The organism is Deltaproteobacteria bacterium (assembly GCA_011375175.1).
GTDB lineage: Bacteria > Desulfobacterota > GWC2-55-46 > GWC2-55-46 > DRME01 > DRME01.
The window spans coordinates 13,779-26,396 of the sequence record DRME01000110.1; the positions used below are offsets into that span (position 1 = coordinate 13,779).

10 protein-coding genes are annotated in these 12,618 nt (G+C 65.4%); all 10 read left to right on the top strand.

Features of this window, described 5'->3' with window-relative positions:
- Positions 1-136 precede the first annotated feature (136 nt).
- The 10 genes from gyrA (at position 137) to prsR (ending at position 12,562) form a co-directional block, all read left to right on the top strand.
- The gene (gene gyrA / locus ENJ37_09050; protein HHL40639.1) at positions 137-2,569 is read left to right on the top strand and encodes a DNA gyrase subunit A; all 2,433 of its coding nucleotides are present in this window, start codon (positions 137-139) and stop codon (positions 2,567-2,569) included.
- 56 nt (positions 2,570-2,625) lie between these two features.
- Complete coding sequence (locus tag ENJ37_09055) at positions 2,626-3,456, top strand: tetratricopeptide repeat protein (GenBank protein HHL40640.1); 831 nt, start codon at positions 2,626-2,628, stop codon at positions 3,454-3,456.
- Between the two features lie 13 nt (positions 3,457-3,469).
- On the top strand, positions 3,470-4,486 hold the full coding sequence (locus tag ENJ37_09060; protein HHL40641.1) for an NAD(P)-dependent glycerol-3-phosphate dehydrogenase: 1,017 nt from the start codon (positions 3,470-3,472) through the stop codon (positions 4,484-4,486).
- Positions 4,487-4,517: 31 nt separating this feature from the next.
- Positions 4,518-5,249, top strand: coding sequence for a protein-L-isoaspartate(D-aspartate) O-methyltransferase (locus tag ENJ37_09065; GenBank protein HHL40642.1), 732 nt, complete (start codon positions 4,518-4,520; stop codon positions 5,247-5,249).
- Between the two features lie 13 nt (positions 5,250-5,262).
- Positions 5,263-6,666: an aminodeoxychorismate synthase component I gene (gene pabB / locus ENJ37_09070; protein ID HHL40643.1), complete on the top strand. Its 1,404-nt coding sequence runs from the start codon at positions 5,263-5,265 to the stop codon at positions 6,664-6,666.
- The gene (locus tag ENJ37_09075) at positions 6,641-7,519 is read left to right on the top strand and encodes a branched-chain amino acid aminotransferase (protein ID HHL40644.1); all 879 of its coding nucleotides are present in this window, start codon (positions 6,641-6,643) and stop codon (positions 7,517-7,519) included. The genes pabB and ENJ37_09075 overlap by 26 nt, the downstream gene beginning before the upstream one ends.
- 31 nt (positions 7,520-7,550) lie before the next feature.
- Positions 7,551-8,624, top strand: coding sequence for a sensor domain-containing diguanylate cyclase (locus tag ENJ37_09080; protein HHL40645.1), 1,074 nt, complete (start codon positions 7,551-7,553; stop codon positions 8,622-8,624).
- Entirely contained in the window at positions 8,615-9,001 is a 387-nt protein-coding gene (locus ENJ37_09085; protein ID HHL40646.1) for a hypothetical protein, read from the top strand. The genes ENJ37_09080 and ENJ37_09085 overlap by 10 nt, the downstream gene beginning before the upstream one ends.
- A 61-nt stretch (positions 9,002-9,062) precedes the next feature.
- Positions 9,063-11,174 (top strand): PEP-CTERM system histidine kinase PrsK, encoded by a 2,112-nt coding sequence (prsK, locus tag ENJ37_09090; protein HHL40647.1) that lies wholly within the window; start codon positions 9,063-9,065, stop codon positions 11,172-11,174.
- Positions 11,175-11,203: 29 nt separating this feature from the next.
- Positions 11,204-12,562, top strand: a complete 1,359-nt coding sequence (gene prsR, locus ENJ37_09095; GenBank protein HHL40648.1) for a PEP-CTERM-box response regulator transcription factor — start codon at positions 11,204-11,206, stop codon at positions 12,560-12,562.
- Positions 12,563-12,618: the final 56 nt, after the last annotated feature.

Sequence of the window (12,618 nt, forward strand, 5' to 3'; positions counted from 1 at the left end):
CGGTTCATCCCGATTTTGCAAGCAAAATCGGGATGAACCGCAGGGAATTAAAAGTCTTTGAAGGGGGTTCCGGGGGAGACTTTCTACAGAAAGTCTCCCCCGGTCAATCGACCCGAATCTTATCCGAGGAGAGACGATGGGCCGCCAGGAAAGACCTGTAGCCATAGAAGACGAGATGAAGAAGTCCTACATGGACTACGCCATGTCCGTCATCGTGGGCAGGGCGCTGCCCGACGTGCGCGACGGACTCAAGCCCGTCCATCGCAGGATACTCTTCGCCATGCACGAGATGGGGGTGGAGTGGAACAAGCCCTACAAGAAGTCGGCCCGCGTGGTGGGCGACGTCATAGGCAAGTACCATCCCCACGGCGACGCCGCGGTCTACGACGCCATAACCAGGCTCGTCCAGGACTTCTCCATGCGCCACCCGCTCATCGACGGCCAGGGAAACTTCGGCTCCATCGACGGCGACCCTCCGGCCGCCATGCGCTACACCGAGGTGAGGATGGCGCGCCTGGCCTCCGAGCTCCTGGCCGACATAGACAAGAACACCGTAGACTTCACGCCCAACTACGACGATTCGCTCCAGGAGCCGGTCGTACTGCCGGCGTCGTTCCCGAACCTGCTCGTCAACGGCTCTTCGGGCATCGCCGTGGGCATGGCGACCAACATGCCCCCCCACAACCTCTGCGAGGTCGTCGACGCCCTGGTGCGGCTCATCGAGGACCCGGAGGTTGAGGACGGGGAACTTCTCGATATCGTGCCGGGGCCGGACTTTCCCACCGGCGCGTTCATCCACGGCCGCAAGGGCATAGTCGAGGCCTACACCACGGGAAAAGGCGTCATCCAGATGCGCGCCCGCGCCGTCATAGAGAGCAACCCCCGCACGGGCCGCAAGTCCATCGTAATCACCGAGATACCCTACATGGTCAACAAGTCCAAGCTCATCGAGAGCATGGCGGCGCTGGTGCGCGACAAGAAGATAGAGGGCATCTCGGACATACGCGACGAGTCGGACCGCGACGGCATGAGGGTCGTCGTCGAGCTCAAGCGCGACGAGACGGCCGAGATAGTGCTCAACAACCTCTACCTCCACACCCAGCTCCAGAGCTCCTTCGGCATAATAAACCTCGCCATAGTGGACGGCAGGCCCAGGGTCCTCACCCTGCGCGAACTGCTCGGCCAGTTCATAAAGTTCAGAAGAGAGGTCGTCACAAGGCGCACCGTCTTCGAGCTCCGGAAGGCGCGGGAGCGGGCCCACATACTCGAGGGGCTGCGCATCGCCATAGAGAACCTCGACGCCGTCATAAAGCTCATCCGCTCGTCGGCGGGACCGAAGGAGGCGAAGGCGGGCCTCGTGGAACGCTTCGGGCTCACGCAGGCCCAGGCCCAGGCCATCCTGGAGATGCGGCTCCAGAGGCTCACGGCGCTCGAGCGCGACAAGATAGAAGAGGAGTACAGGGCGCTGCTGGAGCGGATAGGGCGTCTCGAATCCATACTCGCAAGCCCCGCAAAGCTCATGGAGGTGATAACCGGCGAGCTGCTGGCCATCAAGGAGCGCTACGGAAACGAGCGGCGCACCGAGATAATAGAAGACACGGGCGAGCTCACGCCCGAAGACATAATAGCCGAGGAGGAGATGGTCGTCACCATCTCCAAGCGCGGCTATATAAAGCGCAACCCCACGAGCCTCTTCCGCATCCAGCGCCGCGGCGGCAAGGGCAAGACCGGTGTGACCACAAGGGACGAGGACTTCGTCTCCCATCTGTTCATCGCATCGACCCACAGCTACATCCTCTTCTTCACCGACCGGGGCAAGGCCTATCCCCTGAAGGTCTACGACATACCGCAGGCCGGACGGGCGGCAAGGGGCAAGGCCATAGTCAACATCATCAACGTCGAGCCAGGCGAGAACATAACGGCCTTCCTGCCGGTCAGGGAGTTCGTCGAGGACCGCTACGTCACCATGGCGACCCGTCGCGGACTGGTGAAGAAGACGGCGCTCATGAGCTTTGCGAACATCCGCTCCGGCGGCATCATAGCCATAAACCTCGACGAAGGCGACTCCCTCATCGCCGCGAGGCTGACCGACGGAAAGAAGAACATATTCCTCGGCACCAGGAAGGGCCAGTCCATCCGCTTCAGGGAGGAAGAGGTCCGTCCCATGGGGCGCAACACCAGGGGTGTAATAGGCATAAAACTCGCCGACGACGACGAGGTGGTCGACATGGAGGCCCTCGACGACGACGCCACCATCCTCACGGTCAACGAGAAGGGCTACGGTAAACGCACCCGCGTCGACGAGTACCGGGTCCAGTCGCGCGGCGGAAGAGGCATAATAAACGTCAAGATAACGGACAAGAACGGGCCCGTCATAGACATGGCCCAGGTGCGCGACAACGACGAGATAATGATCACCACCACGAGCGGCAAGTTCATAAGGATAGCCATGAGCTCGGTGCCCGTCATCGGCCGGAACACCATGGGCGTAAGGCTCATGGACATAGAAGAAGGAGAAAAGATCGCCAGCGCGGCGCCGCTTGCCGAGAAGAGCGAAGAGGCTTCTTGAGGGGAGCTCTCTGCGGAAGGTTTCCCCCGAAACAATCCGCCGACAGGGGGTAGGCGTTGGTGAAGTGCCGGTGTGGCGGGTGGTGGCTGGTGGGCCTCTCTTTCGCAGTCCTTGCGTTGCACGGCTGCAGCGAGGACGGTCTGCGGGCCGACTTCGAGGCGGCCGAGCTGGCGCTCGCCGGGGGCCGTTACATCGAGGCCGAACGGCTGTACCGGCGCATCGTAAAGGAGGACCCGGCCGGGCCCCTGGCCCCCAAGAGCCAATACAGGCTGGGCTTCATATACGACCACTACCTCGACGACGCCTCGAGGGCGCTCGACGCCTACGAGGTCCTGCTCGGCTCCTACCCCGGGAGCCCGGAGGCCGCGGAGGCGAGGGGCCGGCGGGCTGAACTCTACTCGCGGCTCGGCGCTCACCGCAAGGCTATAGAGGACTACCAGGTCCTCAAAGAGCTCGCCCGGGGGCCGGGAAAGGCCGACTACCAGTTCCGCATAGCCATGGAGTATCTGAAGATGAACGACCTGAGGCAGGCGAGGATCGAGCTCGGCGAGATAGTGAAGGCCGACCCGGCGAGCGAGCTTGCGCCGCGGGTCTACTTCCACACGGCCTCGACCTACTACATCGAGGGCGAGCTTGCAAGGGCCGTGGAGAACTACGAGAGGGTGATGAGGGACTTTCCCGACGACCCCCTGGCGCTGGAGGCGGCCATCGGCATGGCCGCGGCCCTGGAGGAATCGGGGGACCTGGAGGGGGCGCTCCGGATGCTGCGCTCCGTGGAGAAGCGCTATCCGAACAGCGGGGTCGTCACGACACGGATAGGGCGCATCGAGAAGCGACTCGGCAAGAGGCCGGGGAGCAAGGCTGAGAAGGGCCGCCGGCGGCGGTGAGCGGGATCTGCCGATGAAGAACAGTTCGGACCTCAACGACGTGAAGGTGAGCGTGCTCGGCGCCGGGAGCTGGGGCACCACACTGGCCGACCTCCTGGGCCGAAAGGGCCTCAGGACGACGCTCTGGGTGAGAGAGGCTGAGCTTCTCGAGACGATGGAGAAGACGGGCGAGAACGAGATATTTCTGCCGGGCGTTAAGATTTCGGAGAACGTGCTGCCCACGGGCTCCCTCGAGGTGGCCTGCCGGGCCCCTCTCATCGTCTGCGCCGTGCCCACCCACGGCGCAAGGGAGGTCTTCAAGGAAGCGGCCCGCTTCATCTCCGACCCCGAGACGGTCATCGTGAGCGCCTCCAAGGGCATAGAGGAGGAGACGGGCATGAGGGTGAGCGAGATCATGGCCGACATGCTCCCGCCGGTCCGGGCCGTCGTGGTGCTCTCGGGACCGAGCTTCGCAAGGGAGGTCGCCATGGGAAAGCCCACGGCCCTGTGCGCGGCGTCGGCGAACACGGAGGCGGCCCTGCTCGTGCAGAAGACCTTCAGCACCGACTGCTTCAGGGTGTACACAAACAGCGACGTAACCGGGGTGGAGCTGGGCGGCGCCCTGAAGAACATCATCGCCATAGCCTCGGGCATATGCGGGGGGCTGGGGCTGGGCCCCAACGCCAGGGCGGCGCTCATAACGCGGGGACTCGCCGAGATGACGCGCCTGGGCACGGCCCTGGGCGCAAGGGCCGAGACGTTCTCGGGCCTGTCGGGGCTGGGTGATCTGGTGCTCACCTGCACCGACGAGATGAGCCGCAACTACACGGTGGGACTCAGAGTGGGCCGGGGCGAGAAGCTCTGGACCATCATGTCGGAGATGAAGATGGTGGCCGAGGGAGTGCGCACATCGCGGGCCGTGAAGACGCTCGCCGAGCGCCACGGCGTGGAGATGCCGATAACCGGCGAGGTGTGCAGCGTCCTCTACGAGGACAAGGACCCCCGCAAGGCGGTAATGGAGCTCATGACGCGCAGGCTGCGCCGGGAGTAGGCCGGCGTCGGGGGGAGGCGGAGGAGAAGAGATGTACCGACGGGCGCCCTCGCAGGCCGCGGTGACGGCCCTTGCTCTCCTCGGCCTGCTTTGCGGTGCCGGGGCGCAGGGCGCCGACCCCTACGAGAAGGTTAGGGCCCTCATGGTGGAGCGCCAGATCGAGGCCCGCGGCATCAAGGACAGGCGCGTGCTCGAGGCCATGGCCACGGTGCCGCGCCACGAGTTCGTGCCCGAGACCTACCGCGACGAGGCCTACGCCGACCACCCCCTGCCCATAGGAGAGGGCCAGACGATCTCGCAGCCCTACGTCGTCGCCCTCATGACCGAGCTCCTCGATCTCAAGGGCGGGGAGAAGGTGCTCGAGATAGGCACGGGCTCGGGCTACCAGGCCGCCGTGCTCGCCGCCGTCACGGAGAGGGTCTACACCATGGAGATCCGCGCCGCCCTGGCCAAGGAGGCGGCCGCAAGGCTCGAGCGCCTGGGCTACAGGCAGGTGCGCACACGGCTCGGCGACGGCTACTACGGCTGGCCCGAGGAGGCGCCGTTCGACGCCATCATAGTGACGGCGGCGGCCAACCACGTCCCCCCGCCGCTGCTGGCCCAGCTCAAGGAGGGAGGACGGCTCGTCATCCCCATAGGCTCGACGAGGTACTACCAGACGCTCACGCGCATAACCAGGGTCGAGGGCGAATTCGAGGTGGAGCACGTAACGAGCGTCATGTTCGTGCCCATGGTGGGGGCGGCGCAGAAACAGCGCCCCTGACGGCGGCGCCATAATGCACCAGGAACGCATAGCCATAGAGAGCCCGGCGGCGGCGCTGCGCGCCATCTCACGCCTTGAGATGCCCTTTGCCTGCCGCTGCCAGGCCGAGGGGGCCGGCGGCCCGCTCGTGCTGCTCGGCGCCGAACCCTACATGGTCCTGAGCTGCGACGGCCGCGGCACAAGACTCTCCGGCGCGCGGGACGGACTCTTCGCCGACCCCTTCTCGGCTCTCTCCGCGATCATCGCCGACCACGCCCCCCTTCCAGAAGCAGAAGGCCCCTTCCCATTCAACGGCGGGGCCTTCGGCTACTTCTCCTACGACCTGAAGGACCTTGTCGAGCCCTCCCGCCGCCCCGCCTCCCAGCCCGCCGCCTCACAGGCGGTCGAACTCGCCGCCGCGGGGCTACCCCGCGCGCTCCTCGGCTTCTACGATCCCGTGATAGTATGGGAGGAAGAGACACGGCGGGCGTGGGCCGTATCCTACCAGACGCAAGGCTGGCAGGGCAGGCTCGAAAGACTCAGGGAGGCCCTCTCTCTCGGCGGGCCGGAGCCCGGAGCCCTGCGGCCCTCGCGGTTCTGTCTCTCCGACTTTACGCGCGAGGGCTACATGGAAGCCGTCGAAAGGGCCATAGACTACATAGCGGCGGGCGACATATACCAGGTGAACCTCTCGCAGCGGCTCGTACTCGAGTGGAGCGCTCCGGCGCTGCGCGCCTTCGAGGCCCTCGGCGGCACGGACGGCGCGCCGTTTTCGGCATACCTCGACGCCGGCCCCTTCCAGGTGGTCTCTAACTCGCCGGAGCTTCTTTTGCGTGTAAGGGGGCGCAGGGCGGAGACACGGCCCATAAAGGGGACGCGGCGCAGGGGAGCGGACCGCCGGGCCGACAGGGCCATGGTCGATGAGCTGAGAAACAGCCCCAAGGAGCGGGCCGAGCACGTCATGATAGTGGACCTGGAGCGTAACGACCTCGGCAGGGTCTGCGAGCCCGGGACGGTGCGCGTGCGCTCCTTCGGGCGCATAGAGACCTTCCCCGGCCTCCACCACATGGTCTCGGTAGTCGAGGGGAGGCTGAGAGAGGGCGTCGACTCGGCACAGTGCCTGCGCAACGTCTTTCCCGGCGGCTCCATAACGGGGGCGCCCAAGATCAGGGCCATGGAGATAATCGACGAGCTCGAGCCCACGCCCAGGGAACTCTACACGGGAGCCGTCGGATGGTGCGACCTCTCGGGCGACATGGAGCTGGCCATGGCCATACGGACGGCGGTGGTCAAGGACGGGCTCATGTACCTCGGTGTGGGCGGCGCGGTCGTTGCCGACTCCGACCCCGCCTGCGAATACGACGAAACGATCCTCAAGGCCGCCGGCTTCCTCGCGGTGGCCGGTGTGAACGATGGGCTACGCATACGTAAACGGTGAGATGGTGCCCGCGGAGAAGGCCGCGGTCAGCGTCTTCGACCGGGGCTTCCTCTACGGCGACGGCCTCTTCGAGACGATGAAGGCCTATGACGGCCGCGTCTTCCTCTTCAGGGAACACATGGAGAGGCTGCGCCGCGGCGCCGTGGCGCTTGGCATAAGCACCTCGCCTCTGAAGGGGCTCCGCCGCGCGGCGGCCGAGCTCATGGAGCGTAACGGCCTCGTGCGCGGCGAGGCCCGCCTGCGGGTCACCCTCACCCGCGGCGTATTCGACGGCGGACACGGCCCCGTCGGGAGGACGAGGCCCACCGTCGTCCTCACGGCCGGGGCGCTCGACGACGGGGCGCTCTCGCGGCTTCGGCGCCGCGGCGTAAGGGCCGTGCTCGCCTCGGTGCCGGCGCCGCCGCTTGCGGCGTTCAAGACGCTAAACTACCTCCCCTGCGTCATGGCCAAGGCCGGGGCCCGGCGCGCCGGCGCCTTCGAGGCCCTCTTCACGACGGCCGACGGCCGCCTCACCGAAGGCACATCGACAAACCTCTTCATCGCAAGGGACGGAACCCTCTTGACGCCGCCGCCCGAGTCGGGCCTGCTGCCCGGCATAACACGCCGCGCCGTCATGGAGATGGCCGGGGAGGCCGGCATATCCGTCGTCGAGGCCGACCTGCGCAGCCGCGACCTCTACGAGGCCGACGAGGCGATGCTCACGAACTCGATAATAGAGGTGGTGCCGCTCGTGGCCGTCGGGGACCGGCCGATCGGCACTGGCGCTCCCGGCGACCTCACACGCCTGGTACAGTCGCTCTACAGCGCGGCGCTCAGCCGACTCGCCTCCCGCCGCCGGGCGGCGGCGCCTTGATTTTCCGGCCGCCATTCGGTATATTTTCCTTATGAAACCGGCAGACGCCAAAGGTCCGGGCGGCGAAAGCGAAGGCGCCGCGGACGGCGGGTCCGGGCACACGAGGTGGACGCCCGAGCTCGATACGCTCGTAGAGGTCGGCAAGGCCGTAACCTCTTCGCTCGACATCACCCATATCCTCAAGGTGGTGATGGAGAAGATAAGCGAGCTCTTCCGTCCCTCCAACTGGTCGCTTCTCCTCCTGGACGAACGCAGCGGCGAACTCACCTTCGAGATAGTCGTGGGCGAAGGGGCCGAAAAGATAAGGGAGCTGAGGCTAAAGCCCGGCGAAGGCATAGCCGGCTGGGTGGCCCGCGAGGGCGTGCCGCTTCTCGTCCCCGACGTGGCCACAGACCCGCGCTTCTGCGGCAAGATCGACAGGCTCGCCGGCTTCTCGACGAAGTCGGTCGTATGCGTGCCCCTGAAGGCAAAGGGCAGGTGCCAGGGCGTAATCGAGCTCATCAACTCGGTGGAGTCCTTCACCGAGGACGACCTGCGCCTGCTCAGCGCGCTCGCCGACTACACGGCCATCGCCATAGAGAACGCCAAGTACCTCGACAAGGTGGAAGAGCTCACCATAACCGACGACCTCACCGGCCTCTACAACACGCGCCACCTCCACAGCTGCCTCGAATACGAGGTCGAGAGGGCGCGGCGCTACGAATACGACGTCTCCATGATATTCCTCGACATCGACAGCTTCAAGTCCATCAACGACCGGTACGGCCACCTCCGCGGCTCGAGGCTTCTGTGCGAGGCCGGCTCTCTCATCAGAAAGAACGTGAGGAGCGCCGACATAGTATGCCGCTACGGCGGCGACGAGTTCGTCGTGCTCCTGCCCCAGACCTCGAAGAAGAACGCCATGGCGGCGGCCGAGAAGCTGCGGGAGGCGCTGCGCAGCCACAGCTTCCTGCGCGGCGACGGCCTGGACTGCCGCATAACGGCCAGCTTCGGCGTGGCCTCGTTCCCGGCCGACGCAAAGGACAAGTACGAGCTCATAAGCCTTGCGGACAGGGCCATGTACAAGATCAAGAACCTGACAAAAGACGGGGTGTCATGTCTTTGAGAAGGCGGCGGCTCATCGGCGCACGGCCGGTCGCCGCCGCAGCGGCCGCGCTGCTCGCGGCGCTGCTCGCCGGCGGCTGCGCCACGGTGACGCGCACGGCCGTGGGCGTGCCCATAGAGGCCGAACGCGTCGAGGCCATACGCCCCGGCGAGACGACAGAGGCCGAGATAATCGGCGCCTTCGGAGAGCCGGCCGGGATATCGAGGGACGGGGACGGCGACAAACTCGTCTTCCGATACGAGCAGAGGGAGGTCCCCTCCTACTTCGGCGGCCTCGTGGTGAACGAAAAGAGGGCGTCGGTGCGGACGACGACCCTGGAGGTGACCATCCGCAACGGGAAGGTCAGCTCCTACCGCCTGACGACGACGGAGAAATGAGGCGCCCGGCCCCCCGCCCGGCCCCCCGCCGCCGCGCACGCCCGTACCTGCGAGAGGTGTCGTGAGCCTGTACGCCTACCTTGCCCTTCTGCCCGCTGCAAGCGTCGTGCTCTGTGCGTCGCTGGGTCTTTTCACCCTCTCGCGCAACCCACGCAATCCCGCCAACATCGGGCTCTTCGGCGGCCTGGCCGCCCTCACCGTCGTCGAGACCGGCGCGGCCTTCATGCTCCTGCACGCGGGCGATGCTACGGGCCTTGTGGCCGGCGCCCGCCTGGCGGCGGCCGGCATGGCGCTCCTGCCGCCGCTGTGGCTCGTCTTCACGCTATCGTTTGCAAGGAGCGAGCCTGCGGCGGTGCTCAGACGGTGGTCTCCCGTCCTGGCCGCCTTCACGCTCCTCTCCCTCGTCTTCATCTACATCATATGCCTCCACGCCCCATCCCCCCTGCGCGCCGTCCAGCCGAGCCTCTTCGCCCCTTCCCGCCACACCGTGACCGTCTCGACCGCGGGACGCTACCTCGCCGTATACGTGATACTCGGCCTCCTGCCGAGCCTTGCACACCTTGAGAACACGCTGCGCTCGTCCACGGGCGGGAAACGATGGTCGGTAAAGTACATAGTCTTCGGCGTCGGCGCGGTCCTGGTCTTCTTCGTCTACCTCGCAAGCCAGATGATGCTGCTCGGCGCAATGGAGCTTGAGCTCATGGCCACGGTCTCTGCGGTCATACTCATCTCGGTCTCCCTGCTCGCCGTGTTCATCATCCGTTACAGGCTCATGGACGTGGACATCTTCATATCGAGGTACGTGGTATACAACTCGCTTGTGCTGCTCATCGTGGGCATATACCTCATCGCCGTGGGCCTCATCGCCCACGGCATCAAGTACTTCGACCTCCCCTTCGACTACTTCGTGACGACGCTCTTCGTCTTCGCGGCCCTTCTCCTGCTCATGGTCCTGCTCTTCAACACGCAGCTTCGCCGCCGCTTCCAGCTCTTCATAAACCGCCACTTCTACAGCCACAAGTACGAGTTCCGCGACAAGTGGATGGAGACCATCGAGCGGCTCGGCTCGTGCACCACCGTGGCCGCCACGGCCGACATACTGGTGGAGATGATATCGGAGACGATGGGCACAAAAAAGGTCTTCCTCTGGCTCCACGAGCCGGGCATGAAGCGCTACAGGCTCATACGGCCGCCGGACGAGAACTCAAGTATAGGTGAAGATCATCCGATAGTAAGGCATCTGAGCTCGCGCAAGAGACCCTTTTTCCTCAAGGAAGCGATGGAACGGGAGAAGAGGGACGAAGAGGCCGCAGACGCGCTGGAGCGGCTCGCCGAGCAGACCGGGGCCGTGCTCTGCGCCCCCCTTGCCGCAGGGGACGAACTGCTGGGCTTCACCCTCCAGCAGCCCGACCTAAGCGGCGAGGAGTACCGCCAGGACGACTTCGACATCCTCGGCGCCTTCACCGCCCAGGCGGCCGTGCAGATAAAGAACGCCATCCTCACCGACGACCTCATGGACATGAAGGCCGTGGAGGGCTTTCACAAGATGAGCTCCTTCATAATGCACGACCTCAAGAACCTCACCAACTCGCTGTCGCTGGTGAGCCAGAACGCAAGACACAACATGGACAACCCCGACTTCCAGCGTGACGCCATAAAGACCGTAGACGGCACGGTGCGGCGCATGAAGGAGCTCATAGGCAGGCTCTCGACCATAAGGAAGGGCCTGGAGCTGCGCCGGGAGCCCACCGACCTCTCGGCCGTCATCGAGGAGGCCGTGGCCAAGACGGTCGTGCCGCCGGAGAAGGAGATAACGCTCACCAGGGAGCTTAGGGAGATGGGGCCTGTCATGGTGGACCCCATGGCCATGGAGATGGTGCTCGTAAACCTCATATCCAACGCCTGCGACGCCATAGCCTGCCGGGGGCGGGTGCACGTGAGCTCGGAGGCAAGCGACGGTTTCGCACGGATCGAGGTGAGCGACGACGGCGAGGGCATGTCGGCGGAATTCATGGAGCACTCTCTCTTCAAGCCCTTCATGAGCACCAAGAGCGGCGGCATCGGCATCGGGCTCTACCAGTGCAAGATAATCGTCGAGGCCCACAAGGGCCGCATCGAGGCGGAGAGCGAAGAGGGCCGCGGCACGACCTTCACCATACGGCTGCCCCTGTGAGCCGCACCACCGCGCAAAGAGCGGAAACGATGGAACAGAAACCCAAGCTTCTCATCGTAGACGACGAAGAGTCCATCAGGACCCAGATGAAGTGGGCCCTCATAGACGACTACGACGTCTACCTGGCGGCCGACGCCGACAAGGCCATGCAGCTCGTGCACGCCAAGAAGCCGCACCTCGTCACCCTCGACCTCGGTCTGCCGCCCACGCCAAGCGACCCACGCGAGGGCCTCGATCTCCTCGCAAAGATACTCCACTTCGAGCCGGGCGCAAAGGTCATGGTCGTCACCGGCGACCCGGACAAGAAGACGGCCCTCGAGGCCGTAGCCCACGGCGCCCACGACTACTTCACAAAGCCCATCGACATAGAAGAGCTCAAGATGAGCCTGCGGCGCGCCCATTACATCTACACCCTCGAAGCCGAGCACAGGGCCATGAGCATTCGGCTCCAGCAACAGGGCTTCTCCGCGATCATAGGCTCCTGCAGGCCCATGCAGAAGATATTCGACGCCGTGCGCAAGGTGGCCACCACCGACGTTCCGGTGCTCGTCACCGGCGAGAGCGGAACGGGCAAGGAGCTCGTCGCCATGGCCATCCACAAGCAGAGCGCGAGGCAGGGCAAGCCCTTCGTACCCATAAACTGCGGCGCCATACCGGAGACGCTCATGGAGAGCGAACTCTTCGGCCACGAAAAGGGGGCCTTCACGGGCGCGCACGTCCAGCGCAAGGGCAAGGTCGAGCAGGCCGACGGCGGCACCCTCTTCCTCGACGAGATAGGCGAGCTTGCGCCGGCCCTGCAGGTGAAGCTCCTGCGCTTTCTCCAGGACCACACCATCGAGCGCGTCGGAGGCCGCAGGACCATAGAGGTGGACGTGCGCATAATAGCGGCGACCAACAAGGACCTTGTGCGACTGATCGAAGAGGGCCTCTTCCGTGAGGACCTCTACTACAGGCTCGCCGTGGTCAACATCGAGCTTCCGCCGCTGCGCGAGCGCGGCGAGGACAAGGTACTGCTGGCCAAGAGTTTCCTCCAGAAGTTCGGCGACAGCCGGGCGGGCCCCCGCCATCTCTCGCGCGAGGCCGTGGAGGCCATCAACGCCCACGACTGGCCCGGCAACGTGCGGGAGCTGGAGAACAGGATGCGCCGGGCCATAACCCTTGCCGAGGGACCGTCCATCACGCCCTCGGACCTCGGCCTCGAGGAGACGGCCGGCACGGCCATGCGGCTCGACCTCAGGAAGGCGCGCGAGGAACTGGAGACGAGGTACGTCAACATGGCCCTCGTAAAACACAACGGCAACATCACAAAGGCGGCCGAGGAGCTGGGGCTTACGAGACCGACGCTCCACAGCATGATGAAGAAGTACGGGATCGTCACGCAGCGCTGACGCGAGGTCCCGGACCGGCGCCGGGGCGGGCTCCCCCTCCCCGCGGGAGCCCGCCC

Coding starts and splice junctions, on each gene's coding strand:
- gyrA (HHL40639.1), top strand. CDS start 137: ATGGGCCGCCAGGAAAGACCTGTAGCCATAGAAGACGAGATGAAGAAG.
- ENJ37_09060 (HHL40641.1), top strand. CDS start 3,470: ATGAAGAACAGTTCGGACCTCAACGACGTGAAGGTGAGCGTGCTCGGC.
- ENJ37_09065 (HHL40642.1), top strand. CDS start 4,518: ATGTACCGACGGGCGCCCTCGCAGGCCGCGGTGACGGCCCTTGCTCTC.
- pabB (HHL40643.1), top strand. CDS start 5,263: ATGCACCAGGAACGCATAGCCATAGAGAGCCCGGCGGCGGCGCTGCGC.
- ENJ37_09075 (HHL40644.1), top strand. CDS start 6,641: ATGGGCTACGCATACGTAAACGGTGAGATGGTGCCCGCGGAGAAGGCC.
- ENJ37_09080 (HHL40645.1), top strand. CDS start 7,551: ATGAAACCGGCAGACGCCAAAGGTCCGGGCGGCGAAAGCGAAGGCGCC.
- ENJ37_09085 (HHL40646.1), top strand. CDS start 8,615: ATGTCTTTGAGAAGGCGGCGGCTCATCGGCGCACGGCCGGTCGCCGCC.
- prsR (HHL40648.1), top strand. CDS start 11,204: ATGGAACAGAAACCCAAGCTTCTCATCGTAGACGACGAAGAGTCCATC.